Below are 25,050 nucleotides of genomic sequence, written 5' to 3' on the forward strand. Positions count from 1 at the left end.
TGTTCGACTACAAGCGGGTATATACCCGCAAGCGGAGAATAATAATGACCTCGATGTGGCGTACCAGTGGCTGGATTCTTGTCGGAAGTGCGCTGATCCTGGCCCTTTCCCTGGGCGTGCGGCATGGCTTTGGCCTGTTCCTGGCGCCGATGAGCGCCGAGTTCGGCTGGGGGCGTGAAACCTTTGCCTTTGCCATCGCCCTGCAAAACCTGATCTGGGGCCTGGCACAGCCGTTTACCGGGGCCCTGGCCGACCGCTTTGGTGCGGCCAAAGTGGTGATGATCGGCGGCGTGCTGTATGCCTTGGGCCTGGTGTTCATGGGCTTGTCGGATTCGGCGTGGTCGTTGTCCCTGAGTGCTGGTTTGCTGATCGGTATCGGCCTGTCGGGCACCTCGTTTTCGGTGATCCTCGGCGTGGTCGGGCGTGCCGTGGCCCCGGAAAAACGCAGCATGGCCATGGGCATTGCCAGTGCCGCCGGCTCTTTCGGCCAGTTCGCCATGTTGCCGGGCACCCTGGGCCTGATTGGCTGGCTGGGCTGGTCCGCCGCCTTGCTGGTGCTGGGCCTGCTGGTGGCGCTGATTGTGCCGCTGGTGACGATGATCAAGGATCGCCCGCTGCCGGTCATGGCCGGCCAGCAAACCCTGCGCGAAGCCTTGCAGGAAGCCTGTTCCCATTCCGGTTTCTGGTTGCTGGCCTTCGGTTTTTTTGTCTGCGGGTTCCAGGTGGTGTTTATCGGTGTGCACCTGCCGGCGTACCTGGTGGATCAGCATCTGCCGGCGACCGTCGGCACCACGGTGCTGGCGCTGATCGGCCTGTTCAATATCTTCGGCACCTACACCGCCGGCTGGCTCGGCGGGCGGATGTCCAAGCCACGCTTGCTCACCGCGTTGTACCTGTTGCGGGCGGTGGTGATCGTGTTGTTCTTGTGGGCGCCGGTGACGCAGATGAGCGCCTATCTGTTTGGCATGGCCATGGGCTTTTTGTGGCTGTCGACCGTGCCCCTGACCAACGGTACGGTGGCGACCTTGTTTGGCGTGAGAAACCTGTCGATGCTGGGTGGGATCGTGTTCCTGTTCCATCAGTTAGGCTCGTTCCTCGGCGGTTGGCTGGGGGGCGTGGTCTATGATCGAACCGGCAACTACGATTTGATCTGGCAGGTGGCGATTGTCTTGAGCCTGCTCGCCGCCGCCCTTAACTGGCCCGTGCGTGAGCGGCCGGTGGCCAGGTTGCAGGCGCAGATGGGGGTCGCATGAACTCAATCGGGTACTGGGTTGGCGCAGTCGGCCTGCTGGCGCTGTTGCTGCTGGCCTGGTGGGGCTGGCAGCGCAGCGGGCTGGCGTTGATGCAACTGGGTATGGCGATCTGTTAAGTTGCTTGCCTGACTTTGCCCAAGGACATCCGACATGTTGATGCGCTGGCTCGCAGTACCCGCCCTGGCGGTGGCTTTTGGCGGTGTGGCCATGGCCGCCGATTGCCCGCCGTTGCTCGAAGGCCAATTGCCGAAGTTGCGCGCCAAGGAATCCATCGAGCTGTGCCAGCGCTTTGCCGGCAAGCCCCTGGTGATCGTCAACACCGCCAGTTTTTGTGGGTTCGCCCCGCAGTTCAAGGGCCTGGAGGTGCTGTATCAGCGTTACAAGGGCGACGGCCTGGAAGTGATTGGCGTGCCTTCCGACGACTTCAAGCAGGAAGCCAAGACGGGCGAGGAGACGGCCAAGGTCTGCTATGTGAATTACGGCGTGACCTTCACCATGACCGAGCCACAGAAGGTCAGGGGCGCGGATGCCGTGCACCTGTTCAAGGTCCTGGCCGAGCAGAGCAATGCGCCGAAGTGGAATTTCTACAAGTACGTGGTGGATCGCCAGGGCCGGGTGATCGCCAGCTTCTCCAGCCTGACCAAGCCTGACAGCCCGGAGCTGATCAAGGCTGTGGAGCAGGCGCTGGCTTCCAAGCCCTGATTGGCGGCCACTAAAAAGCCCCGCCTCCTGTGTAGGAGAGCGGGGCTTTTTTATACGGCGTTGGATCAGAATTTGTACGTCATGCCCAGGCCAAAACCGTTGGCGCTGTTTTTGTACTTGGCGTTGTAGCTTGCCAGAGCGTTGGAGCGGTTGACGCTGACTTCTTCTTCCTTGAGGTAGGAATAGGCCAGGTCGATGGTCATGTTATCCATGACGGCGTAGCCCAGGCCAACACTGAAGATGGTCCGGTCGCCGGTAGGAATACGCGGCGAACGATCCGTGTTGTTGGTGGGCGACTGGTCGAAGGTCAAGCCGGTACGCAGCACAACCTGCTTGGTCAACTGGTACGAGGTGCCCACGGCATAGGCCCAGGTGTCGTGCCAGTTCTGCTCTTCCTTGATGGTGCCTACCAGGCCGGGTGCCAGGCCGCCACCGGCGCTTGTCACGCCTTTGTTGTCGACGGTGATGTCTTTCAGACGGCTCCAGCGCGTCCAGGTTGCACCGGCATACAGCTTCCAGGCGTCGTTCATGTCCTGGGTTACCGACAGGTCCCAGGATTCAGGCGTGTCGATTTTCAGCGATGCATCATAGCGGCCGGTAGCCAGGGCGCCGGAGGTCGCCGCAGGCGCGTTGACTTCGGTGTGGCCTTCCAGCTTGTACTTGACCTTCGAGTGGTAGGTCAGGCCCACACGGGTGGTGTCGGTTGCCTGGACCAGCACGCCGGCGTTGAAGCCAATGGCGGTATCGTCGCCCTTGATCTTGATCCGGGTGTCAGGCGCGGCAGGGTTCAGTGTCAGCTCTGATTCCAGGGTGCCGGCAATGCGGTTGAAGGTTGGACCAAAACCGATGGAAACCCGGTCGTTGAAGGCGTAGCTGACCGTTGGCTGGAACGTGATGACCTGCACTTCGCTTTTGCTGCCGAAGCCGCGGCCCTGATATTTGCTCTCGTAGTCGGTAATCAGGCCGAACGGTGCATACACACCGAAGCCGACAGCCCACTGGTCATTGAGTTTGTTGGTGTAGAAGCCGAACGGTACCGCCGTGAAGGGGACCATGTCGCCTTTGTTGGTGCCGCGGGAGCGACCGCTGACATCTTTGATATCGGTGGAGGCATCAATCACTGCAACACCGCCAGTGACTTGCTGGCCTTCAAGGCGAGCCATACCGGCAGGGTTGCCAAAAACAGTGCTTGCATCATCGGCAGAAGAGGAACGGCCCGCGAAACCGGTACCCATCCCGCTGACGCTTTGTTCGTTGAGGGCAAAGCCGCTTGCGAACAGTTGGGAAGAGGCCATGGCAACGGCGAGGCTAAGTGTGGTCTTGAGCATTACTTTTTTCATTATTAGAACTCCGTGGTGATCACCGCTGCGGAAAGTAACAATAAAATTCACTTAGCGCTATAGGCTGTAATGTAGGAGATAGAGCGGTTTTGTAGGACAATCCGACCAAAATTGCAGCTTTTAGCCGAATCTTGCAAAGTGCCCGATCAGCAGGCGACCTGTTTCATGGGGGATACACAGGTTTGCCAGGCCTGGGTGTAATCGCGCAGCCGGCCCTGGGGATGAAATATTTCTTTCCAGATACGCGCCATGCCCAGCAGGTCGTCGGGGCGAGGCAGTTCGGGACGTTGTTGTTCCACCAGCAACCAGGCGATGGCGGTGGCGTAACGCAAATTGACCGCCAGTTCCAACTGCGGCCCGCTGAGGAAGGCATGCTGGCTGGCGAGGCCGCGCACCAGGCTGGCACGTTCCGGGTCGAGGGCCAGGTAGTCGTCCCACAGGGCCCGGTGGCGCGGCTCGGTAATGCGATACAGGCCGTGGCCACGCCGGTCGTGTAAGGCCGAGCCCAGTCCCGATTGGCTGGCGGCAACCCCCAGCAGCAGGGATTCGGCAGTGTGGCTGTGGCAACCCAGGTAAATCAGCGTGGGTCGGATCACATAACGACACAATTCGCTGGCGGCAATGCCCATAAAACCCTCGAAACCTTGAAAGTGGTCGACGAGGCCTGAGACGGTGGGGGCTTGGCAGCGGTGGATCGGATCTCAGGCTCGTCGGAGGCGGAACCAGCCGCCTGACTTGAAGTGTAGTGTCAGATTTGCGACGTAAAGGCCTGTTTTTAAAATATTTCTAGCTTGTGGTTATAAGCGTTATATCGGTTTGACCTAAAGCAAACCGACAAAAAACCAAATCGCGGGCAATAAAAAACCCTGCCTTGCGGGCAGGGTTTTCGATGTTCAGCGTCGGGTCAATCAGGCAACCAGGGCCTGACGGGTACGCTCGATCACGGCTTGCAGCGGCTCTGCGCTGGAGTATTGATCGGGGTACAGGCGTTCGCTGTGACGAGCGATGCCGTGTTCGTTGACCAGGGTGAAGCTGAAGCAGCCTTTGCGAGCGGCCATGATCAGGCAGTTCATTGGAGCAAAAGCATTGGTGAGGGTGCGAATGGCATCCTGAGTATGGATTTGAGTGGACATATTATGGGTGTTCCTACAAATGACACGGATAAGGACCGTGCAACGTTAAAACGTTCCAGTGACGCTGATCACCATTGATCATGCGAAGAACCCGACTGGAACAAAGCAGCCAGTTTGAAGCGCTGAATAGTTTGGCGCGCTTGGGCTGGCAGGTAGGTACTTAGGAGGGCAGGCAACACAACAGGGGCAAAGGTTCTGGGCCCAGGGTGAAGATCCTGATCAATTTGCAGGTTGGTTCGGTCAGAGTATGGAAACTTCGCGACACCCTTTGCATTGTTCAAAGGCCGTGTCGTCGCAAGTGATACCTGGAAACCATCGAGGTGGTCGATCCCATCAAGATTGACAGAACTTCTCTTTAGGGAAGCTACGTCGCGGGGATTTGTTCGACCAGAATTGACTTTCAGCTTGGTACTAACGCCGCAGATAGTAATGGCTTGAAACCAGTAAAGCAAGTGTGTTAGCCAAAATACTTTACCCGCCCCCTCTGGCCCCGCCCGCGTTTGTGTCTGGGCTGTAACGTTTTGGACCGCAAAGCGATGGGGATATAACCACCCGGCAGGTAGTTGTGCACATTGGTTGCGCCGTGTGTCACCGGGTCGACGCGCTGCCGGATGAGCCCACGAATGCCTGCATCAAAAATTTAAGTCAATGAAAAATCTGGCTTTTTTTTATTGGTGAAAAAATCGTCAGTTTAAGCGCGGCCCCCATTCCATGGGCCTTTGCGCGAGTTAAAGCACGGTTGTCCACTGAGTTATCCACAGCTTCTGTGGATTGTCCCAAGCGCTTGCTCTAGAACGGGCGTGCAGGGTTTTTTCAGCTTTACCCGTACGAAAAAAGGAGTAGAGTGGCGCGCCTTCCGTTCTGCCCTACAGTGCTTTATGAAGTTTCGCTCAGTATCACCCTCTGTTACCGACAATCCTCCGAGTGTTACCCCACCCAAGCGCTTCTCCTTGAAAGTCGCCCTGTGGCTGCTGGATAACCCGCGCATTGGCGATAACCCCAATATCAAGCATTTCGCCGGGCGTTTGCTCAAGCAGCCGGCCCGTGAAGGCGTGGTCGCGGCACAGAGCCGCCTGGGCCTGTTGATGTGTCGCGAGTGCGGCAATGCCCGGGACCGCCGCATCGGCCACGACCTCCTGCGCCAGGCCGCCCGTGCCGGCGACCCTGGCGCCCAGCGTGCACTGGGCCAGATCAAAGACTGAGCTGTCCACAAAGCGCTCGCTTGGTTAACCTTCCTCTTTTACCGTAATGGCAGGAATGGCTATGGCTTTTGACTGGACCAGTGTGGCATTGGGTCTCGCCGCTGCGGCGTTGCCTCTGTTGGTCCTGTGCTGGCAGATCCAGCGCCGCCTGAACGCCCGCAGCGCCGGTTGGGAACTGCTGGAAGAACGCCTGGCCACCGCGCAATTGGCCCAGGAAGGGCTGGCCGCGCAACTGGACGCCAGCCGCGACGAGATCAGCGACCTGAGCCAGGCCAATGCCGCCAAACAGGCGGATCTGGCGGCGGTACGCCGGGAAGTCGAACTGCTGCAAATCGACCGTGATAACGCCCGTGATGCGGCCCACGCCTGGAATATCGAACGCTCTGCCAAGGAAGGCGAACTGCGCCGCCTGGATGCCTTGTCGGCCGCCCTGCGTGCCGAACTGCGCGAGCAGCAGGACAGCCATCAACAACGCCTCAACGACCTGCAAGGCTCGCGGGATGAGCTGCGTGCGCAGTTCGCCGAGCTGGCCGGGAAAATCTTCGACGAGCGCGAGCAGCGGTTTGCCGAAACCAGCCAGCAGCGCCTGGGGCAATTGCTCGACCCATTGAAGGAACGTATCCAGTCGTTTGAAAAACGCGTGGAAGAAAGTTATCAGAATGAGGCACGTGAGCGCTTTTCCCTGGCCAAGGAGCTGGAGCGCCTACAGCAATTGAACCTGCGCCTGTCGGACGAAGCCACCAACCTCACCCGTGCCCTCAAGGGGCAGAAGACCCAGGGCAACTGGGGCGAGTTGATCCTGGAGCGGGTGCTGGAACATGCCGGCCTGGAGAAAGGTCGTGAGTACCAGACCCAGGTCAGCCTCAAGGGCCCGGATGGCGAGCGTTTCCAGCCGGACGTGCTGATCATGTTGCCGGGCGACAAGCAGGTGGTGGTGGACTCCAAGGTCAGCCTGACCGCCTATCAGCAATACGTGGCGACCGATGACGAGGTGATCGGCCAGGCCGCCCTCAAGCAGCATGTGCTGTCGTTGCGCAATCATGTCAAAGGCTTGGCCGGCAAGGACTATAAACGTCTGGAGGGCCTGCACAGCCTGGATTTCGTGTTGCTGTTCGTGCCCATCGAAGCCGCGTTTGCGGCGGCCTTGCAGGCCGAGCCGAACCTGTTCCAGGAAGCCTTCGACCGCCATATCGTGATCGTCAGCCCTACGACGTTGCTGGCGACCCTGCGGGTGATCGACAGCCTGTGGAAGCAGGAGCGGCAAAGCCAGAACGCCCGGGAAATCGCTGAGCGCGCCGGCTGGCTGTACGACAAGTTCGTATTGTTTATCCAAGATCTGGATGAAGTGGGTAATCGCCTACAGCAGTTGGATAAGGCCTACAGTGCGGCGCGCAATAAGCTTACAGATGGTCGCGGCAATCTGGTCAGCCGGGTCGAGCAGTTGAAGCTGCTGGGCGCACGGGCCAGCAAAGGTTTGCCTGCCGATCTGTTGGAAAAAGCGATGACCGATGAAGATGGCGTCGCCCAACTCCCTGACTAAACACAGAACCCAAATGTGGGAGCGGGCTTGCTCGCGATAGCGGTGAACCAGTCGATTTATTCGGTGACTGACACTCCGCTATCGCGAGCAAGCCCGCTCCCACATTTGATCGGATGCGCGGCTGATTACAAAGGCAGATGCCGGTTCAACAGCGCCCGCAATGCCGCCGGCTTGACCGGCTTGGCCAGGTAATCCAACCCCGCCGCATGCACCTGGGCCACCATTTCCGGCCGGCCATCGGCGCTGATTACTACCCCGGGAATCGGCTCCGCCAGTTGCGCGCGCAGCCAGCCCATCAACTCGGTGCCTGTCTCGCCATGGTCCAGGTGGTAATCCACCAGGGCCAGTTGCGGGCGCATGCCCTCGGCCAGCAACGCCGCGCATTGCGCCTGGTCGCGGGCGGTCCAGACCTGGCAGCCCCAACGGCTCAACAGGCTGCGCATGCCAATCAGGATGCTGTCTTCGTTGTCCACGCACAGCACCTGGGCACCGCTCAGTGGCAGGCCTTTTTCTGGGGGGGCCGGCACCTGCACGCTGGTTTGCGCCTTGGCCAGCGGCACGCTGACACTGAAGACGCTGCCCTTGCCCGGCCACGAACGCACCCGCAAGCGGTGCCCGAGCACCCGGCACAGGCCGTCGGCGATGGCCAGGCCCAGCCCCAGGCCCTTCTCGGCACGGGTCTGGTGGCTGTCCAGGCGCTTGAATTCTTCAAAGATGACTTTCTGTTTATCCAGCGGTATGCCCGGGCCACGGTCCCACACCTCCAGGCGCAGTTCGCCACGCCGCCGTCGCACACCCAGCAGTACCGGGCCGTGGGCATAGCGGAAGGCGTTGGTCAGGAAGTTCTGCAGGATGCGCCGCAGCAGCTTGATATCACTGTCGACGCGCAAGCGGCTGCCGCGCAGGCGGAAACGCAAGCCTTGTTCCTGGGCCAGCACCTTGAACTCCGCGCCCAGGGCATCGAACAGTTCATTTAAGGCGAACGGCTGGCGCTGGGGGTTGATCTTGCCGTTTTCCAGGCGGGAGATATCCAGCAAGTCGCTGATCAGGTCTTCGGCCGAGCGCAGCGAACTGTCCAGGTGCTGCACCAGTTGCCGGGCCTCGCCGGACAAACCTTCGCTCTGGTGGGAGAGGGCGGCGGAGAACAGTCGCGCCGCGTTCAGCGGCTGCATCAGGTCATGGCTGACCGCGGCGAGGAAGCGGGTTTTCGACTGGTTGGCCGATTCGGCCACGCCTTTGGCATCGGTCAGGGCCACGTTCAGTTGCGACAGTTCATGGGTCCGCTCGGTGACTCGCTGTTCCAGGCCCTCATTGGCCTCGGTCAGGGCCTGTTCGGCCTCGCGGAACGCGGTGATGTCGGTGAAACTCATGACAAACCCGCCACCGGGCATCGGGTTACCGATCAGCTCGATCACCCGACCGTTGGGGAACAGCCGCTCCGACGTATGCGCCCGGCCCTGGCGCATCCAGTGCAGGCGCCGCGCCACGTGGACTTCGGCCTCGCCTGGGCCACACAGCCCGCGCTCGGCGTTGTAGCGAATAATGTCGGCAATCGGCCGGCCGACGCTGATCAGGCCGTCGGGGTAGTTGAACAGCTCCAGGTAGCGGCGGTTCCAGGCCACCAGCTTGAGGGACTGGTCCACCACGCTGATGCCCTGGGTGATGTTCTCGATCGCGCCCTGCAACAGCGCGCGGTTGAACTGCAACACTTCGGAGGCTTCGTCAGCGATACGGACGACGTCCTCCAGTTGCATTTCCCGGCCTTCAATCGCCGCTTTCACCACCGCCCGCGTCGAGGATGCCCCCAGCACGCCAGCCAGCAGCCGCTCGGTGTGGGCGATCCAGTCGTTGTCGGCATTCTGGTTGGGGTTAAAGCCCTTGCCCTGGCGGTAGGCGAAGCGGATGAAGCTCTGTTGCGCGCGTTCTTCGCCAACAAACCGCGCCGCCAGGCTCAGCAGGTCATTGATCTGCACCGACAGCATGGAGCGGGCGCTGGCGCGCTGGCTGGTTTCCTGGCCGATAAAGCGCCCGGCCTGCCAATGCTCCGAGACCCGAGTACGCGACAGCACCGAAACCCAGGCAAACAGGGTGAAGTTACCGGCCAAAGACAGCACCACACCCTGGGTCAGCGGGGTGATCGGCAGCCCCAGCGGGTTGCCGTGCAGCCAGGCCAGGCCCGGGAAGATATTCAGCGACCAGCCCAGGCTATGGGCGGCAATCGGCAACACCAGGGTGTAGAACCACAGGAAGGTGCCCGCCGCCAGGCCGGCAAACACGCCGCGCCGGTTGGCCTGCTTCCAGTACAGCGCGCCGAGCATCGCCGGTGCCAGTTGGGTCACCGCGGCAAAGGCGATCTGGCCGATGGTTGCCAGGCTGGCGGTGGAGCCGAGCAGGCGATAACTGACATAGGCCAGCAGCAGAATAATCACGATGCTCACCCGGCGTACCGAGAGCATCCAGTGGCGGAAGACTTCAAACGGGCGCTCGGCGTTGGTGCGGCGCAGCAGCCACGGCAGCAACATATCGTTGGAAACCATGGTCGACAGCGCCACACTGGCCACGATGACCATGCCGGTCGCCGCCGAAGCGCCGCCGATAAACGCCAGCAACGCCAGGGCCGGATGGGCTTCGGCCAGGGGCAGGCTGATCACGTAGGAGTCCGGCAGTACCGAGCTGGGCAGCAACATCTTGCCGCCCAGGGCAATCGGCACCACAAACAGCGCCGCCAGCACCAGGTACGCCGGGAACACCCACTTGGCCAGGCGCAGGTCCTGGGGCTCGATGTTCTCGACCACGGTGACGTGGAACTGACGGGGCAGGCAGATGATCGCCATCATCGCCACGCCGGTCTGCACCACCATCGAGGGCCAGTTGACGGTCTCTTTCCAGTATTCCTCCAGCCTCGGCGCGAGCATTGCCTGGCTGAACAGATCGTTGAAACCGTCGTACAGGCCGTAGGTCACAAACGCACCCACGGCAAGAAAGGCGAACAGCTTGACCAGGGACTCGAAGGCAATCGCCAGCACCATGCCGCGGTGGTGCTCCGTGGCGTCGAGGTTGCGCGTGCCGAACACGATGGTGAACAGCGCCAGCACCAGGGACACGATCAAGGCGGTGTCCTGGGCCCGGGTGCCGGTGGCATCGGCGCCGGCGCCAATCAGCAGGTTGACCCCCAGCACGATGCCTTTGAGTTGCAGGGCAATATAAGGCAGCACGCCCACCAGGCAGATCAGCGCCACCACCACCGCCAGGGACTGGGACTTGCCATAGCGTGCAGCGATAAAGTCGGCGATGGAGGTGATGTTTTCCTGCTTGCTGATCAGCACCATTTTTTGCAGGACCCAGGGCGCCAGTACTAGAAGCAGGACCGGTCCCAGGTAGATTGGTAAAAATGCCCACAACTGTTCGGCGGCCTGGCCTACAGCGCCGAAGAAGGTCCAACTGGTGCAATACACCGCCAGCGACAGGCTATACACCCAGGCACGCACCCGTGGCGGCAGCGGCGCGTGGCGACGGTCACCGTAGAAGGCGATGGCAAACATAATGGCCATATAGGCCAGGGCAACGGCGGCGATCAGCCCGCTGGACAGCGTCATGAGTACTCCAGGCATAAGAACACCCAGGCATTCCAGGCCCGGGACGACAGTCTCGCATGCTGGCCGGGGTTAGTCAGTGTCGACGAAGGTCGTGTAGGGGCGGTTCCTACGAGCGCGGAGGCAGGGTTTTCTGGCGCAGGAGGTAGATCGTCACCAGCACCGCACTGGTCAACATGAAGCCACGTGCCCAGGGCAGTGGCACCAGGTAGCAGGACAGGCCGATGCTCAACCACATCAGGCCGATGGCGTACACCTTGCCTTTTAATGGGATACCGTTGCCATCCAGGTAATCACGGATCCATGGGCCAAGGCGCGGGTGATTCACCAGCCAGTGGTAGAAACGCGGTGAGCTACGGGCAAAGCAGCCGGCAGCCAAGAGCAGGAAAGGGGTGGTCGGCAAGACTGGCAGGAAAATCCCGATCACCCCGAGCACCACGCTCAACCAGCCAATGGCCAATAGAACGTAGCGCACAATCGGGGAGCGGTTGCCCATGGGCGCCACGGGCGGGGGACTTAGTGATGGCGAGGCTTGAGGATCGCCGGTTTTTCGTCGGGGGCGTTGCACAGCAGGTACAGGGCGGTCAGGGCTTCCGGGATCTGTACGATCATGTCGTCCATCAGGTTGGCGTCGCTGGCGATATCGGCGAACTCAGGCTGGTCGTCGAACAGGCCGGAACCGACCATGATCGGCAGCAGCATTTCGCTGACTTCTTCCTCGGCGGTTTCAAACCAGGCGGCTTCACGCAGGAACACCCCTTCCATGAAGCCAATGCACCAGCCGCGCAGGTCGGAGTCATCCGGCTCTTCGCCCAGGTCGAGCTCGCAAGGCAGCTCGAACTCTTCATCGGACGCCAGTTGGCGGGAGATGTGGGCCTTGAGCTGGAGCAGGGTTTCTTCGATTTCGGTGCGCTGGGCCTCGTCCTTGTAGTGCGGCTCTTCGGCGAACAGGGCGTCGATCCATTCGCGATCAGGCACCGGTTCAGAGCAGATCGACAGGGCGGTCAGGTAGCCGTGGGCGGCCACGTAGTCCAGCGCCTCGTCATGCAGCTCATCGGCATCGAGGAAGGCTTGCAGGCGGTTTAGTTGCTCAGCGAAGGACATTGAAAGACTACCTTGGGAATAAACGATGCTGAATTCTAGGCCTTCTTGAGCGCACAGGCCAGCCGCACGGCATATTTGCAAGGTTTTCAGATGGGCCGCTATTCGTCAGTGGCGCCCTTTGCCGGGGAGTGCTCGGGTATACTGCCGCGTTTTGTGATGCCCCTACAGGCCGGAGGCGGTTGCGGGAAAAGTTCGCTTACGGATTATTTTCCGGGCAGGCGTGCTTTTTCAGCCAGCCTGTACAGAGGGATTTCGGTGGAATTTGGAGTTTTTCATGCTTGAACAGGCTCAACGCGTCCTCAAGGACATCTTCGGCTACGACAGCTTTCGTGGCCGCCAGGGTGCGATCATTGAGCGCGTGGCCAGCGGCGGTGATGCGCTGGTCCTGATGCCTACCGGCGGCGGCAAGTCATTGTGCTTCCAGGTGCCGGCACTGCTGCGTGAAGGGCTGGCGGTGGTGGTCTCGCCGCTGATCGCGCTGATGGACGATCAAGTGGCCACCCTGGAAGAACTGGGCGTTGCCGCCGCCGCCTTGAACTCCACCCTAAGCGCCGAACAGCAACGCGACCTGGCGGCGCGGATCCGCCGTGGCGAAGTGAAGATGCTCTACCTGGCGCCCGAGCGTTTGGTCCAGCCGCGGATGCTGGCGTTCCTGCAAAGCCTGGATATCTCCCTGTTTGCCATCGACGAGGCCCACTGCGTCTCCCAGTGGGGCCACGACTTTCGCCGTGAATACCTGCAATTGGGGCAACTGGCCGAGCTGTTCCCCAATGTGCCGCGCATTGCCCTGACGGCCACGGCCGACAAGCGCACCCGCGAAGAAATCGTCGAGCGCCTGCACCTGCAGAACGCCGAGCGTTTTCTTTCCAGTTTCGACCGCCCCAATATCTTTTATCGCATCGTGCCCAAGGAACAGCCGCGCAAGCAGTTGCTCGCATTCCTCTCGGAGCGGCGCAGCGATGCCGGGATTGTCTACTGCCTGTCACGCAAGAAGGTCGATGAAGTGGCGGCGTTCCTGTGCGAGCAGGGTTACCCCGCACTGCCTTACCACGCCGGCCTGCCCAACGAGTTGCGGGCTTATCACCAGAAGCGCTTCCTCAACGAGGAAGGCCTGATCATGGTGGCGACCATTGCGTTTGGCATGGGTATCGACAAGTCCAACGTGCGCTTCGTGGCCCATATGGACCTGCCCAAGTCCCTGGAGGCGTACTACCAGGAAACCGGACGTGCCGGCCGCGATGGCCTGCCGGCGGATGCCTGGATGGTCTATGGCCTGCAGGATGTGGTGATGCTCAAGCAGATGCTGCAGAACTCCGAGGGCGATGAGCGTCACAAGCGCCTGGAGCAGCACAAGCTCGATGCCATGCTGTCGCTGTGTGAAGAAACCCGCTGCCGCCGCCAGACCTTGCTCGCCTATTTCGACGAAGACATGCCCCAGCCCTGTGGGCATTGCGACAACTGTGTGGATGGCGTGCAAACCTGGGATGCCACCGAGCCGGCGCGCCAGGGCCTGTCGGCGATCTTCCGCACCGGCCAGCGTTATGGCGTCGGCCATCTGGTGGATGTGCTGCTGGGCAAGGACAACGAAAAAATCCGCAGCTTTGGTCACCAGCACCTGTCGGTGTATGGCGTGGGCAAGGCGCGGGCTGAAGGCGAATGGCGCTCGCTGTTCCGCCAGATGGTCGCCCGTGGCCTGGTGGATATCGATCTGGAAGGCTATGGCGGCCTGCGCCTGAACGACAGTTGCCGGCCCCTGCTCAAGGGCGAGGTCAGCCTGGAGCTGCGCCGCGACCTCAAGCCGCAGACCACTGCCAAATCCAGCAGCACCAGCCAGGCCAGCCAACTGGTGCGTGGCGAAGAACGCGAACAATGGGAAGCCCTGCGTGCCTTGCGCCGTAAGCTGGCACAAGAGCACAGCGTGCCGCCCTACGTCATTTTCCCCGACTCCACCTTGCTGGAGATGCTGCGCGAACAACCGACCACCCTGGCCGAAATGGCCAGGGTCAGCGGCGTCGGCGCACGCAAGCTGGAGCGTTATGGCCAGGCCTTCCTGGAAGTCCTTGGCGGCCAGGCCGAAGCGCCCAAGGAAATCGCCGATATCCGCCACGAACTGATCAGCCTGGCCCGCGCCGGCATGACCCCGATCCAGATCGCCGGGCAGTTGCAGTGCTCGGAAAAGAACGTCTACACCTTGCTGGCCGAGTCCATTGGCAAACAGCAATTGTCCCTGGAACAGGCCCTCGACCTGCCGGAAGACTTGCTGGGTGAAATCCAGGATGCGTTTCTCGACGGCGAAGGTGAATTGCCACCTGTTTCCGATATAGCGCCGCTGTTTACCGGGCGGGTGCCCGAGGGCGTTTTGTACTGTGTACGGGCCGCTTTGCAGTCGGAATTCGAGATTTGATGCGTCAATTACGACAATGTAACGAATCAGTACATTGCAAGCCTTGCCTACTGTCATGGGTCATGCTTAGCTGACTAATAATTAGCCACACTTTATTTTCAGTCTAACCCATGAGTTTTTTATGCCGTTAACCGATCAACACCGTTTTGGCATGCAGTTGGCGCAAATGTCCCGTGGCTGGCGCGCCGAGCTGGATCGCCGTCTGGCGGGGCTGGGGTTGTCCCAGGCACGCTGGCTGGTGCTGCTGCATCTGGCACGCTTTGAAGAAGCACCGACCCAGCGCGAGCTGGCCCAGAGTGTCGGGGTAGAGGGGCCCACATTGGCGCGCCTGCTCGACAGCCTGGAAAGCCAGGGCCTGGTGCAACGCCAGGCCGTGCTGGAAGACCGGCGTGCCAAGCGCATTGTGTTGTGTGATACCGCACGGCCGCTGATCGAGCAGATCGAGACCATTGCCACGGCTTTGCGTCAGGAGTTGTTTGTAGGGGTCGATGAGGAGGATATGCGGGTGTGCATGCGGGTACATGGGCATATCCTGGCGAACCTGGAAAAGACCTGATGTCTGCGATACCCATGATCTAAAGGTGGGAGCGGGCAAGCCCGCTCCCACACAAGCCTGCTCTACCTCGGCTAAGTGTTGTTGTTAGAACGTCTGCCCAAGATTCAGATACACCGCCTTCTGATTGTCATCATTAAACCCATAGCTGAAATTCAACGGCCCCAGTGGCGTATCAAACCCGAGGAAAATACTCGCGGCATTGATATAGCCACTGTCGAACTCATTGTCGTTGTTCCATGCCCGCCCGCGTTCCAGGGAGGCGCCCAGGTACAGTGGGAAGTCCAGCGGCAAGTACGAGCGTGGGGTCAGGCGGCGGTAGTAGACCGCGCGCATCAGGCTGATGTTCTGCCCGGAAATCGCATCCTGGCGGAACCCCGACAACTGCCGTGCACCGCCCAGCAGGAAGCTGGAAATCACCACGTCGGAATCATCCAGGGTGCGCCCGTAGCGGCCGCCCAGTACCAGGGTGTCCGGGCCGTGGCTCATGGCCTTGTCCAGCTTGAGCTCCCATTGCCGGTAGCGCTGGTCCGAGCCCAGGCCCGGCTCGAATTCGCGGTAGGCCAGGCCGATATCTTCGCCGGAGTGGGGGAAGTACACGTTATCCAGGGAGTCGAATGAGTACTTGAGCTCGTAGAACCCCTCGCTGAAGCTCACGCTTGGCAAGTCGCGGTCGCCAATGCGCACATCGGCCTTGCCCCAGGCCTCGCCGACGCCAAAGCGGATTTCGCCGCTATTGCCGATCTGCCGGCCAACGTTCAGGCCAAAACCATAGCGTTCAAGGCGGTATTCGGAGATCGGGTCGTTATCCAGGATCAGTTCCACATTCTGCGCCTGCGCACTGATATAGGGGGCGACGAAATAGCGCGAGCCGGCATCCATCGGCTGATAGAACTCGCTGTACAGCTCCTGGCGATCACCGATCTGCACCCTGGTAAGCCACTCGGCGCCGAGGCGATTGATGCCGTTGACGCGGTAGCTGGCGCCGAGGTTGAACGCGCTGTCGCCGCGCATGTCATCGGACAGGTTGAGCCCCAGGCGCAGGTAGTCGGTGCCGCTGCGTTTGCCGCGCGCGCTGATGACCAGGGTGTTGTCCGGGCCTTTTTTCACCACGCGGTATTGCACCTGCTCGAAGTAATCCAGGCCGTACAGGGTGCCCATGTCCGATTGCAGGCGCGCCAGGTTCAGCGGCTCGCCAATGGGTTGGCGGATGTAGTAGCGGATCACGTCGTCGCCGACTTTCGAGTCGTTTTCCACCTTGATCGCCGTGATCGTCGGGTTGCGCTGGCCCGGCGTGCGGGCGGCGGTCAGTTCGGCGTCCACCGATTGGGTGGGGCGCAAGCGTGCCAGGCGGGTGTCCAGGGCGCGGGTGGCGCGGTAGCCGGCGTCGATCATGTCCTTGGCCCGGCCAAAGTCGGTCACGCCATACGCGGCCAGCGGTGGCTGGATCAGTACATCGCCGGGGTGCAGGGCCTTGAGCTGCTCCTCGGAGTTGCGGCGGGTCATCAGGGTGATGGACTGGTTGAGCACATCCACCACCGTCGCCAGTTGCTTGCGGTTGCGCAACGGCGTGCCGATATCCACCACAATGGCAATATCGACCCCCATTTCCCGCGCCACATCCAGGGGGATGTTATCGGTCATGCCGCCATCCACCAGCAGCCGGCCGTCTAGCTCCACCGGGGCGAACACCGCCGGGATCGACATGCTGGCGCGGATTACCTGGGGCAGGTGGCCCTTGCGAAACACCACTTTTTCGCCACTGCTGATATCGGTGGCCACGGCGCGAAATGGGATCGGCAGCTTGTCGAAGTCGCGGGTGTTGCTGCTGTGGGCGAACATGCTCTCCAGCAGCAGCGCCAGGTTCTGGCCCTGGATCACGCCCAGGGGCAGGCCCAGGCTGCCGTCGTCACGAAAGCTCAGTTTCTGCTTGATCAAAAAGTCCCGGTCATCCTGCTTGCGCCGGAACGGCACGTCTTCCCGGGGCGGGGCATCGGACAGCGCCAATTGCCAGTCGATGCCCAGGGCGAGTTTTTCCAGCTCGTCGATCTTGTAGCCCGACGCGTACAGCCCGCCAATCACTGCGCCCATGCTGGTGCCGGCAATCGCGTCGATGTGGATGCCTTGCTCTTCCAGGGCCTTGAGCACACCGATGTGGGCCAGGCCCCGGGCCGCACCGCCAGAGAGCACCAGGCCGATTTTCGGGCGTGGCGCTTCCACGGCTTGGACAAGGACAGGGAGCAGGCACAGCAACAGGCAGGACAACAGGCGGCGCATCATCAATCTCGGGGCTGGATGATAAAGGCCGGTATTATAGCCATCCGATCCACCTGTCCCGTCATGCAGGAGTCTGTCATTTCATGTCCGCACCCAAGCCCGAAATTGTCATCACCTATTGCACCCAATGCCAGTGGTTGCTGCGCGCCGCGTGGCTGGCCCAGGAGCTGTTGAGCACCTTTGCCGACGACCTCGGCAAGGTAGCGCTGGAACCGGCGAGCGGCGGGGCGTTTCGCATTACCTGCGACGGTGTGCAGATCTGGGAGCGCAAGGCCGATGGTGGTTTCCCGGAGGCCAAGGTGCTCAAGCAGCGGGTGCGCGACCAGATCGACCCCGAGCGGGACCTGGGGCACAACGACCGGACCTCGTAAACGACACTGCCGGCGCAGGGCCGGCAGTGACGAATGGTTTACTTGGCGGCCATTTTATTCTTGATCCAGCCGACGACAAACGTCAGCACCAGGCCACCGACGCCGCCGCCGACAATATGGCTGCCCACGGCGGCAACATCCAGCGCGCCGCCCGCCGGCAGGCCGCTGATTGCTGCAACGATCTGCCCCAGCACCAGGCCGCCGACGCCACCGACCATGGTGTTGAGCCCGGAACCCAGGCCTTGCTTGCTAAGGCCGGCGATATTGCCGCCGACCGCGCCACTGATGATTTGAATGATCAGGGTGATGAACATGTCCATGGTAAAACTCCTGCATCGCGTTAAGGGAGTGACCACTCGCATGCAGCAACTTCAAGGACCACGGCTGTCGTCGAGGAGTCTGTATCCGTTGAACGACGGCTGACTGTTGCGGATACAAAAAGTATAGATCAGGCCATGGCCGGCGGCTGTTTAGCCTTGGCCGGGCGGCTCATCAACCCTGAGACGACAATGGCGGCAATAATCAGCGCACCGCCCAGCAGCATGCGCAGGGTTGGCGTTTCGCTGAACAGCAGCCAGGCCACGCTGATGCCGTACACCGGCTCCATGGCGAACACCACCGCAGCGGTGCGCGCCTTGAGCACCTTGAGGCTGGCGACGAACAAACTGTGGGCCAGGCCGGTACAGAACACCCCCAGCAGGCTGATCCACAACCAGTCCAGGGCGCGTACCTCGCCAAGGCCGGGAGCGGCGACGGGCAACAGGCACAGCGCTACTACGACGTTCTGGCACAGGGCCGCCTGCACGGGCGGGATACTGGCGCTGGCCCGGTTGTTCAATGACAGCAGCGAGAACAGCAGGCCCGAGACCACGGCCCAGACCAGGCCACTGGTGGCTTGGCTGGCCAGGTCGAAGTCCGGGGTGACCAGCACCAGGCCGATGCTGACCAGCACCACCAGCACCATTTCATTGGCGCGGATCCGCTCGCGGAAGATCAGCCCTTCAAGGATCACGGTGAACGCCGGGAACGTGGTAAAACCCAAGGTCGCAATCGCCACCCCAGCCACTTTTACCGCGATAAAGAAACTCACCCAGTGCCCGGCCAGCAGCAAGCCGCTGAGCAGCAGGCGTCGCAGGTCGGCGCTGTAGAGCTTTTGCCACGGTGTGTTGCTGGCAAAACGGGCGAACAACACCAGGGCGAGCACCGCGAACGCGGCACGGCCAAACACGATAATGCTCGGCGAGGCGGCGGCGAGTTTGCCGAAGACGCCGGTGAGGCCAAACATCAATGCACCGATGTGCAGGGCGCCGAGGGCAGTGCGCGGGGTCATGGCAGTCCTTAAAACAGTGAACAGGCAGGCATCCAGTCTAGAGCGCCTGGCGCCGGGGTGTCTGTCGCGGGAGTCGCCGGTTTTATCGCAGGACTAGCGCCCGTTGTCGAGCCGGCGCAGGGCCCCGGGCGAGCGGCCGAACTCGCGCAGCACCGCAGCGGCAAACGCGCTTTGCGAGCCATAGCCGACCCGCGCGGCGATCTCGCCAATCGGCAGGTGACTGTCGCGCAACAAGCCCCGGGCCATGTGCAGGCGGCGGGTGCGGATGTAGTCCATGGGCGTCTGCCCGCACTCGCTGATAAAGCGTGCGTGTAGGCGGGCGACAGACATATCTGCCAGCCGCGCCAGATCTGCGACCTGTAGCGGGTAGGCCGCATGCTGGTCGATATGGGCGTTGAAGGCGCCATAGGGCAGGCGCCGTGCGCCGGCTTGCGCAGGCGCCTGGCCATTGAGGGTGGCCAGTAGCAGCACCGCGCCTTGCTGGGCGATCAACGGGTCATCCAGTGCACCACTCGCCAGCCAGTTGACCAATTGGCCCTGGCGGGCATCCAGGCTCACCCGTACCGGGCGGTCCAGCAGGCGGCGACTGGCATCGGCGTGTTCGCCCAACGACTGCACCAGCCACTGTTCGTCGGGCACATCCAGCACCAGGCACTGGCTGCCCTGGGGGCTGCCGCAGGCGTGATGGGTGGAGAAGGGCAGGACCATCACCCCTTGCGGGCGGACTTCACCGCCGATGCCTTCTACCTCGAAATCCAGGCGGCCGGCCAGGCCGAACACCAGTTGCGCATGCTCATGGCTATGGGCAATCAGGTCGTGGGTGTAATGGCGCAGCGTGAGGGTCGGTCCCATCGCAATCTCCCGGGCAGGGCGGCAGTTTACACCGCCGACGGGCGGCGGGCGCTGTCATCTGACTGACGCAGGACTGTCATGGGCTATTAATTGCCCGGGAGCAAGCTGGCGAAAACACCCGTGAGGTATGCCCATGACCAGCGCCGAGCTCGCCAAACCCAGCCGCAAGCAACGGGTACGGACCCTGTGGATCTCCGACGTGCACCTGGGCACCCGGGACTGTCAGGCCGAACATCTGTCGCAGTTTCTCAAGGGCTACCACGCCGACAAGGTGTACCTGGTGGGCGATATCATCGACGGCTGGAAACTGCGCAGCGGCATGTACTGGCCCCAGGCCCACACCAACGTGATCCGCCGCCTGCTGACCATGAGCAAGCGCGGCACCGAGGTGATCTACGTCACCGGCAACCACGACGAATTTCTGCGCCGCTATTCAAAGCTGATCCTGGGCAATATCCAACTGGTGGACGAAGCGGTGCATGTGACCGCCGATGGCCGGCATTTGCTGGTGATCCATGGCGACCAGTTCGACGTAATCACCCGTTACCACCGCTGGCTGGCGTTTCTTGGCGATTGGGCCTACGAATTCACTCTGACCCTCAACCGCTGGCTGAACCACTGGCGGGCGCGCTATGGCTACGGCTACTGGTCATTGTCGGCGTACCTCAAGCATAAGGTGAAGACGGCGGTGAGCTTTATCAGCGATTTCGAGGAAGCCATTGCCCATGAAGTGACCAAGCGCGAGTTGCACGGCGTGGTGTGTGGGCATATTCACCATGCGGAGATTCGCAAGGTGGGCGAGGTGGACTACCTCAATTGCGGGGATTGGGTGGAGTCGTGCACGGCATTGATCGAGCACTGGGATGGGCATATCGAGCTGTATCGGTTGGCGGATGCCCAGGCCAGGGAGGCGCAGGTCAAGGCCGAGATGGTTGCTGGCTGAAGATCGCCTCGGTCAAAAATGTGGGAGCGAGCAAGCCCGCTCCCACATTTGATTCGGTTTCGTCAGTTGCGGCACACGTCTGCAATAGCCTCGGCCAGCAACCCCAGCCGCGTTTCATCAATCCCCGCCACGTTGGCCCGCCCGGAACTGACCATATACACGCTGTGTTTTTCCCGCAGTTGCTTCACCTGTTCGGCGCTCAGGCCGGTATAGGAAAACATCCCGCGCTGCACGCCGACATGGGCAAAACGCTCGGCCAATCCATGGGGCACCAGCGCTTCGACCAGGCCCGAACGCAATTGCGCGATGCGCGAGCGCATGCCTTCGACTTCGCTGCTCCACAGCTGTTTGAGCTCAGTGTCGCCGAGGATGGTCGCGACCACCGCCGCGCCATGATCCGGTGGTGTCGACCACAGGTTGCGCGCAATAAATGCCAGCTGGCTGCGCACATCCAACAGCTTCTCGGCATCGTTGGCGCACACGATCAGCGCGCCGACGCGGTCGCTGTACAAGCCAAAATTCTTCGAGCAGGAACTGGTGACCAGCACCTCAGGCAGCTCATCGGCAAACAGGCGCACGGCCCAAGCGTCCTGCTCCAGGCCATCGCCAAAACCCTGGTAGGCGAAGTCGATCAGTGGCAGCAGTTGGCGCTCGCGCACGATTTGCAGCACCTGGCGCCAGTCGTCCTGGGACAGGTCGAAACCGGTGGGGTTGTGGCAGCAGGCGTGCAGCAGCACCACGTCGCCCTCGGGCACGGTAGCCAGGGTGGCGAGCATGGCCGGCACGTCCAGGCGGTTGTCACTGCCCACATACGGGTAGTGGCTGACCTTGAGCCCGGCCTTGGCGAAGATGGTTTCGTGGATCGGCCACGTCGGGTTGCTCAACCACACGCCACGGCCTGGCAGGCTGTGGGCGATAAAGTCGGCGCTCAGGCGCAGAGCGCCGGTGCCACCTGGGGTTTGCGTGGCGCCGGCGCGTTGTGCCTTGAGCAGTGCAGACCCGGCGCCCAGCACCAGCTCAGTGACCAGGCGGCCGAAAGCCGGGTCGCCATGCCCGCCAATGTAGGTCTTGGTGGTTTGCTGCTCGACCAGGCGCTGCTCGGCGCGCTTGACTGCTTGCAGAATCGGGGTCAGGCCCTGGGCATCCTTATACACGCCCACGCCCAGGTCGAATTTTTGCGGGTTGGCATCCTTGGCATAGGACTCCATCAACCCGAGGATCGGATCCCCGGGCACCCGGCCAATCGCGGCAAAATGCATCACTTGCGGCCCTCGGCATCCTTGGCCACTGCATCGGTGCGCGCGGCCATGATGAAGTCGTTGCGGTGCAGGCCCTTGATCGAGTGGCTCCACCAGGTCACGGTGACTTTGCCCCATTCGGTCAGCAGGCCAGGGTGATGGCCTTCAGCTTCGGAGATTTCGCCCATGGCATTGGTAAAGGCCAGGGCGAATTTGAAGTTCTTGAACAGGAAGACTTTTTCCAGCTGCATCACGCCGTCGCGCACTTCGATGTTCCAGTCGGGGATCTGCTTGATCAGCACCGGCAGTTCTTCGTCGCTGACTTGCGGGGCGTCGGCGCGGCAGGCTTCGCAATGGGTTTGGTTCAAAGGGGTCATAACGGTGTTCCTGAAATCGAGTATGTGGAATTCGGTTGCCAGTCGCGTCACCCTAAAGCAACACGCGGCCAGGGAACAGACTCACCTGGCCTTTAAAGCATCAGTTCAAGCCGCCTTGGGCTTGGGGGGGAACAGCGGTGCGTGCAGCCCCAACTGCATGCCGCGCTCGACCATGCCCATGATGTCTTCCTGCGCCACTTCAAACAGGCGCTTGAGGTTGGGCAGGGCGAAATACAGCGGCTGCAGGATGTCGATGCGATACGGGGTGCGCATGGCTTCCAGCGGGTCGAAGGCTTGGTGCTTGGGCTCATCCGAGAGGCAGTACACCGTCTCCTTGGGCGACGACAGAATGCCGCCACCGTAGATGCGCCGGCCTTCGGGCGTGTCCACCAGGCCGAACTCGATGGTCATCCAGTACAGGCGCGCCAGGTACACGCGCTGCTCTTTGGTGGCCGCCAGGCCGAGCTTGCCATAGGTGTGGGTGAATTCGGCGAACCAGGGGTTGGTCAGCAGTGGGCAGTGGCCGAAAATCTCGTGGAAAATATCCGGTTCTTGCAGGTAATCCAGCTCTTCGCGGGTACGAATAAAGGTCGCCACCGGAAATTGCTTGTTGGCGAGCAATTCAAAGAAGGTCTGGAAGGGGATCAGTGCCGGCACCCGCGCCACTTGCCAGCCGGTGGTTTGGGCCAACACTTCGTTGATTTCCGCCAGTTGCGGAATACGGTCATGGGGCAGGCCGAGCTTGTCGATGCCGTCCAGGTATTCCTGGCAGGCGCGACCCTCGATCACTTTCAGTTGACGGGTGATCAGGGTGTTCCACACCGCGTGTTCTTCGGGCGGGTAGTGGATAAAACCTTGCGCATCGGGCTCGCGGGCCACGTAGTGCGTCTGCTTCATACGGCTCTCCTGCTAGGCATTCGTTCTTGTTATGTCCTGCTATGGGCTTATTGATACTCCGCCTGGCCGTGGATTCCACCCGCCTCTAGGGGAAGGCTGTAGGAAAATTCGATAGCTATCGTAAAATATTCGTTACGGTTTCGCTGTGGTGCACCCTGCATTGCGCTTTACTGGTTTGAAAAGGCCGCTAGCTGTCACATAATCTTGACGACTATCTGCGTCCGGCGACAAAAAGACGCAACCCGATCAGCCCTCCTACAACAAACCGGGCCTTTACATGCGTATCAAAGTGCATTGCCAGAACCGCATCGGCATCCTGCGGGACATCCTCAACCTGTTGGTGGAGTACGGGGTCAACGTGGCCAAGGGCGAGGTCGGCGGCGAACATGGCAATGCCATCTACCTGTACTGCCCGAACCTGGTGAACATGCAGTTCCAGGCCCTGCGCCCGCAGTTCGAGGCGATTGCCGGGGTGTTTGGCGTCAAGCGGGTAGGGCTGATGCCCAGCGAGCGTCGGCATATGGAACTCAACGCCTTGCTGGGGGCGTTGGAATTTCCGGTGCTGTCCATCGACATGGGCGGCTCGATTGTCGCGGCCAACCGCGCGGCCGCGCAGTTGCTCGGGGTGCGCGTGGACGAGGTGCCGGGCATTCCCTTGTCGCGCTACGCCGAGGACTTCGACCTGCCGGAACTGGTGCGTGCCAGCAAGTCGCGGATCAATGGCCTGCGGGTCAAGGTCAAGGGTGATGTGTTCCTTGCCGACATCGCGCCGCTGCAGTCCTCTGAACATGACGACAGCGAAGCCATGGCCGGCGCCGTGCTGACCTTGCACCGCGCCGACCGCGTCGGCGAGCGTATCTACAATGTGCGCAAGCAGGAGCTGCGCGGCTTCGACAGTATTTTCCAAAGCTCCAAAGTCATGGCCGCCGTGGTGCGTGAGGCCCGACGCATGGCGCCCCTCGACGCGCCCCTACTAATAGAAGGCGAAACCGGCACCGGCAAGGAGTTGCTGGCGCGTGCCTGTCACCTGGCCAGCCCGCGTGGGCAGTCGCCGTTGATGGCGCTCAATTGCGCCGGCCTGCCGGAGTCGATGGCCGAGACCGAGCTGTTTGGCTATGGCCCTGGCGCCTTTGAAGGGGCGCGGGCGGAGGGCAAGTTGGGGCTGTTGGAACTGACGGCGGGCGGTACGCTGTTTCTCGATGGCGTGGGCGAAATGAGCGCGCGGTTGCAGGTGAAGTTGCTGCGCTTTCTGCAGGACGGTTGCTTCCGGCGTGTAGGCAGTGATGAAGAGGTCTACCTGGATGTGCGGGTGATCTGTGCGACCCAGGTGGATTTGTCGGAGCTGTGTGCCCGCGGGGAGTTTCGCCAGGATCTCTACCACCGGCTCAATGTGCTGTCGCTGCATATCCCGCCGCTGCGCGAATGCCTCGACGGGTTGCCGCCGCTGGTCGAGCATTTTATCGACCAGGCCAGCCGCCTGATTGGCTGCCCGCTGCCCAAGCTGGCGCCGGCGGCCATGGAGCGGCTCAGCCACTATCATTGGCCGGGTAATGTGCGCCAGTTGGAAAACGTGCTGTTCCAGGCGGTCTCCCTGTGTGACGGTGGCCTGGTCAAGGCCGAGCATATCCGGCTGCCGGATTACGGCGTGCGCCAACCGCTTGGCGATTTCTCCCTGGAGGGTGGCCTGGAAGAGATTGTCGGGCGGTTTGAAAAGGCGGTGCTGGAGAGTTTGTATGCCGAACACCCCAGCAGTCGGTTGTTGGGTAAGCGCCTGGGGGTGTCCCATACCACCATCGCCAATAAGTTGCGTGATTACGCAGTGCTCAAGGCCGACAAATAAACCCCTGACACAACACAGTAAAACATGTGGGAGCAACTGTCTTCAACATGCCATTCGTCACCTCCATTCGGTGCCGTCACGCAGCATGGCATTCAGTCTGA

22 protein-coding genes are annotated in these 25,050 nt (G+C 61.6%); 9 read left to right on the top strand and 13 right to left on the bottom strand.

Annotated features, from left to right (window positions below):
- Positions 1-53: 53 nt before the first annotated feature.
- Both AC07W7_RS07060 and AC07W7_RS07065 read left to right on the top strand, forming a co-directional pair.
- A complete protein-coding gene (locus AC07W7_RS07060; RefSeq protein ID WP_495039001.1) occupies positions 54-1,253 on the top strand; it encodes an MFS transporter in 1,200 nt (399 codons plus the stop codon).
- 150 nt (positions 1,254-1,403) lie between these two features.
- Positions 1,404-1,955 carry a glutathione peroxidase gene (locus tag AC07W7_RS07065; RefSeq protein ID WP_495038990.1) on the top strand — a complete coding sequence of 184 codons (552 nt, stop codon included), beginning with the start codon at positions 1,404-1,406 and terminating at the stop codon, positions 1,953-1,955.
- 65 nt (positions 1,956-2,020) lie between these two features.
- Here AC07W7_RS07065 and AC07W7_RS07070 read toward each other — a convergent pair whose 3' ends face one another.
- The 3 genes from AC07W7_RS07070 to AC07W7_RS07080 all read right to left on the bottom strand — a co-directional run bounded on the left by AC07W7_RS07070 (position 2,021) and on the right by AC07W7_RS07080 (position 4,428).
- Positions 2,021-3,295 (bottom strand): OmpP1/FadL family transporter, encoded by a 1,275-nt coding sequence (locus AC07W7_RS07070; RefSeq protein WP_076963028.1) that lies wholly within the window; start codon positions 3,293-3,295, stop codon positions 2,021-2,023.
- Between the two features lie 146 nt (positions 3,296-3,441).
- Positions 3,442-3,924, bottom strand: coding sequence for a hypothetical protein (locus AC07W7_RS07075; RefSeq protein WP_076963029.1), 483 nt, complete (start codon positions 3,922-3,924; stop codon positions 3,442-3,444).
- Between the two features lie 279 nt (positions 3,925-4,203).
- On the bottom strand, positions 4,204-4,428 hold the full coding sequence (locus AC07W7_RS07080; protein ID WP_007898912.1) for a hypothetical protein: 225 nt from the start codon (positions 4,426-4,428) through the stop codon (positions 4,204-4,206).
- Positions 4,429-5,306: 878 nt separating this feature from the next.
- Between AC07W7_RS07080 and AC07W7_RS07085 the strand changes: the two genes are divergently transcribed.
- Both AC07W7_RS07085 and AC07W7_RS07090 read left to right on the top strand, forming a co-directional pair.
- Positions 5,307-5,630 (top strand): SEL1-like repeat protein, encoded by a 324-nt coding sequence (locus tag AC07W7_RS07085; protein WP_076963030.1) that lies wholly within the window; start codon positions 5,307-5,309, stop codon positions 5,628-5,630.
- Between the two features lie 175 nt (positions 5,631-5,805).
- The gene (locus AC07W7_RS07090) at positions 5,806-7,170 is read left to right on the top strand and encodes a DNA recombination protein RmuC (RefSeq protein ID WP_495039002.1); all 1,365 of its coding nucleotides are present in this window, start codon (positions 5,806-5,808) and stop codon (positions 7,168-7,170) included.
- A 125-nt stretch (positions 7,171-7,295) separates the two neighbouring features.
- Here the strand turns inward: AC07W7_RS07090 and AC07W7_RS07095 are convergent, their stop codons facing one another.
- The 3 genes from AC07W7_RS07095 to AC07W7_RS07105 form a co-directional block, all read right to left on the bottom strand.
- Positions 7,296-10,766 carry a hybrid sensor histidine kinase/response regulator gene (locus tag AC07W7_RS07095; RefSeq protein ID WP_495038991.1) on the bottom strand — a complete coding sequence of 1,157 codons (3,471 nt, stop codon included), beginning with the start codon at positions 10,764-10,766 and terminating at the stop codon, positions 7,296-7,298.
- A 106-nt stretch (positions 10,767-10,872) separates the two neighbouring features.
- Positions 10,873-11,259: a YbaN family protein gene (locus AC07W7_RS07100; RefSeq protein WP_099168084.1), complete on the bottom strand. Its 387-nt coding sequence runs from the start codon at positions 11,257-11,259 to the stop codon at positions 10,873-10,875.
- A 20-nt stretch (positions 11,260-11,279) separates the two neighbouring features.
- Entirely contained in the window at positions 11,280-11,867 is a 588-nt protein-coding gene (locus tag AC07W7_RS07105) for a UPF0149 family protein (RefSeq protein WP_076963034.1), read from the bottom strand.
- Between the two features lie 274 nt (positions 11,868-12,141).
- On the opposite strand from AC07W7_RS07105, the gene recQ reads away from it, so the two are divergent.
- Positions 12,142-14,271: a DNA helicase RecQ gene (recQ, locus tag AC07W7_RS07110; protein ID WP_099168085.1), complete on the top strand. Its 2,130-nt coding sequence runs from the start codon at positions 12,142-12,144 to the stop codon at positions 14,269-14,271.
- A gap of 121 nt (positions 14,272-14,392) precedes the next feature.
- Positions 14,393-14,827 carry a MarR family transcriptional regulator gene (locus AC07W7_RS07115; protein ID WP_099168086.1) on the top strand — a complete coding sequence of 145 codons (435 nt, stop codon included), beginning with the start codon at positions 14,393-14,395 and terminating at the stop codon, positions 14,825-14,827.
- Positions 14,828-14,911: 84 nt separating this feature from the next.
- Here the strand turns inward: AC07W7_RS07115 and AC07W7_RS07120 are convergent, their stop codons facing one another.
- Positions 14,912-17,101, bottom strand: a complete 2,190-nt coding sequence (locus tag AC07W7_RS07120) for a patatin-like phospholipase family protein (RefSeq protein WP_197883316.1) — start codon at positions 17,099-17,101, stop codon at positions 14,912-14,914.
- 83 nt (positions 17,102-17,184) lie between these two features.
- Between AC07W7_RS07120 and AC07W7_RS07125 the strand changes: the two genes are divergently transcribed.
- On the top strand, positions 17,185-17,472 hold the full coding sequence (locus AC07W7_RS07125) for an Rdx family protein (RefSeq protein WP_169901371.1): 288 nt from the start codon (positions 17,185-17,187) through the stop codon (positions 17,470-17,472).
- A 38-nt stretch (positions 17,473-17,510) separates the two neighbouring features.
- Here AC07W7_RS07125 and AC07W7_RS07130 read toward each other — a convergent pair whose 3' ends face one another.
- The 3 genes from AC07W7_RS07130 to AC07W7_RS07140 form a co-directional block, all read right to left on the bottom strand.
- Positions 17,511-17,792, bottom strand: coding sequence for a hypothetical protein (locus tag AC07W7_RS07130; protein ID WP_495038992.1), 282 nt, complete (start codon positions 17,790-17,792; stop codon positions 17,511-17,513).
- A gap of 128 nt (positions 17,793-17,920) precedes the next feature.
- A complete protein-coding gene (locus AC07W7_RS07135; protein ID WP_495038993.1) occupies positions 17,921-18,802 on the bottom strand; it encodes a DMT family transporter in 882 nt (293 codons plus the stop codon).
- A 93-nt stretch (positions 18,803-18,895) separates the two neighbouring features.
- Positions 18,896-19,654, bottom strand: coding sequence for a helix-turn-helix transcriptional regulator (locus tag AC07W7_RS07140; protein ID WP_495038994.1), 759 nt, complete (start codon positions 19,652-19,654; stop codon positions 18,896-18,898).
- 133 nt (positions 19,655-19,787) lie between these two features.
- Here AC07W7_RS07140 and AC07W7_RS07145 point away from each other — a divergent pair, with 133 nt between their 5' ends.
- A complete protein-coding gene (locus AC07W7_RS07145; RefSeq protein ID WP_495038995.1) occupies positions 19,788-20,597 on the top strand; it encodes a UDP-2,3-diacylglucosamine diphosphatase in 810 nt (269 codons plus the stop codon).
- Positions 20,598-20,659: 62 nt separating this feature from the next.
- Here AC07W7_RS07145 and AC07W7_RS07150 read toward each other — a convergent pair whose 3' ends face one another.
- The 3 genes from AC07W7_RS07150 to phhA all read right to left on the bottom strand — a co-directional run bounded on the left by AC07W7_RS07150 (position 20,660) and on the right by phhA (position 23,109).
- Positions 20,660-21,859, bottom strand: coding sequence for an amino acid aminotransferase (locus AC07W7_RS07150; RefSeq protein WP_495038996.1), 1,200 nt, complete (start codon positions 21,857-21,859; stop codon positions 20,660-20,662).
- A complete protein-coding gene (locus AC07W7_RS07155; protein ID WP_169897485.1) occupies positions 21,856-22,212 on the bottom strand; it encodes a 4a-hydroxytetrahydrobiopterin dehydratase in 357 nt (118 codons plus the stop codon). The genes AC07W7_RS07150 and AC07W7_RS07155 overlap by 4 nt, the downstream gene beginning before the upstream one ends.
- A gap of 105 nt (positions 22,213-22,317) precedes the next feature.
- A complete protein-coding gene (gene phhA / locus AC07W7_RS07160; RefSeq protein WP_495038997.1) occupies positions 22,318-23,109 on the bottom strand; it encodes a phenylalanine 4-monooxygenase in 792 nt (263 codons plus the stop codon).
- Positions 23,110-23,386: 277 nt separating this feature from the next.
- Here phhA and AC07W7_RS07165 point away from each other — a divergent pair, with 277 nt between their 5' ends.
- Entirely contained in the window at positions 23,387-24,949 is a 1,563-nt protein-coding gene (locus tag AC07W7_RS07165) for a sigma-54-dependent transcriptional regulator (protein ID WP_495038998.1), read from the top strand.
- The last annotated feature ends 101 nt before the right edge of the window (positions 24,950-25,050 follow it).

The sequence above is a fragment of the Pseudomonas sp. GW821-FHT01D09 genome (genome assembly GCF_059422465.1).

Excerpts from the sequence above, each read along its gene's own strand:
- AC07W7_RS07135 (WP_495038993.1), bottom strand. The coding sequence starts at position 18,802 with ATGACCCCGCGCACTGCCCTCGGCGCCCTGCACATCGGTGCATTGATG.
- AC07W7_RS07115 (WP_099168086.1), top strand. The coding sequence starts at position 14,393 with ATGCCGTTAACCGATCAACACCGTTTTGGCATGCAGTTGGCGCAAATG.
- recQ (WP_099168085.1), top strand. The coding sequence starts at position 12,142 with ATGCTTGAACAGGCTCAACGCGTCCTCAAGGACATCTTCGGCTACGAC.
- AC07W7_RS07095 (WP_495038991.1), bottom strand. The coding sequence starts at position 10,766 with ATGACGCTGTCCAGCGGGCTGATCGCCGCCGTTGCCCTGGCCTATATG.
- AC07W7_RS07145 (WP_495038995.1), top strand. The coding sequence starts at position 19,788 with ATGACCAGCGCCGAGCTCGCCAAACCCAGCCGCAAGCAACGGGTACGG.
- AC07W7_RS07125 (WP_169901371.1), top strand. The coding sequence starts at position 17,185 with ATGTCCGCACCCAAGCCCGAAATTGTCATCACCTATTGCACCCAATGC.
- AC07W7_RS07140 (WP_495038994.1), bottom strand. The coding sequence starts at position 19,654 with ATGGGACCGACCCTCACGCTGCGCCATTACACCCACGACCTGATTGCC.
- AC07W7_RS07155 (WP_169897485.1), bottom strand. The coding sequence starts at position 22,212 with ATGACCCCTTTGAACCAAACCCATTGCGAAGCCTGCCGCGCCGACGCC.
- AC07W7_RS07080 (WP_007898912.1), bottom strand. The coding sequence starts at position 4,428 with ATGTCCACTCAAATCCATACTCAGGATGCCATTCGCACCCTCACCAAT.
- AC07W7_RS07120 (WP_197883316.1), bottom strand. The coding sequence starts at position 17,101 with ATGCGCCGCCTGTTGTCCTGCCTGTTGCTGTGCCTGCTCCCTGTCCTT.
- AC07W7_RS07065 (WP_495038990.1), top strand. The coding sequence starts at position 1,404 with ATGTTGATGCGCTGGCTCGCAGTACCCGCCCTGGCGGTGGCTTTTGGC.
- AC07W7_RS07085 (WP_076963030.1), top strand. The coding sequence starts at position 5,307 with ATGAAGTTTCGCTCAGTATCACCCTCTGTTACCGACAATCCTCCGAGT.
- AC07W7_RS07060 (WP_495039001.1), top strand. The coding sequence starts at position 54 with ATGTGGCGTACCAGTGGCTGGATTCTTGTCGGAAGTGCGCTGATCCTG.
- AC07W7_RS07105 (WP_076963034.1), bottom strand. The coding sequence starts at position 11,867 with ATGTCCTTCGCTGAGCAACTAAACCGCCTGCAAGCCTTCCTCGATGCC.
- AC07W7_RS07075 (WP_076963029.1), bottom strand. The coding sequence starts at position 3,924 with ATGGGCATTGCCGCCAGCGAATTGTGTCGTTATGTGATCCGACCCACG.
- AC07W7_RS07070 (WP_076963028.1), bottom strand. The coding sequence starts at position 3,295 with ATGAAAAAAGTAATGCTCAAGACCACACTTAGCCTCGCCGTTGCCATG.
- AC07W7_RS07100 (WP_099168084.1), bottom strand. The coding sequence starts at position 11,259 with ATGGGCAACCGCTCCCCGATTGTGCGCTACGTTCTATTGGCCATTGGC.
- AC07W7_RS07130 (WP_495038992.1), bottom strand. The coding sequence starts at position 17,792 with ATGGACATGTTCATCACCCTGATCATTCAAATCATCAGTGGCGCGGTC.
- phhA (WP_495038997.1), bottom strand. The coding sequence starts at position 23,109 with ATGAAGCAGACGCACTACGTGGCCCGCGAGCCCGATGCGCAAGGTTTT.
- AC07W7_RS07165 (WP_495038998.1), top strand. The coding sequence starts at position 23,387 with ATGCGTATCAAAGTGCATTGCCAGAACCGCATCGGCATCCTGCGGGAC.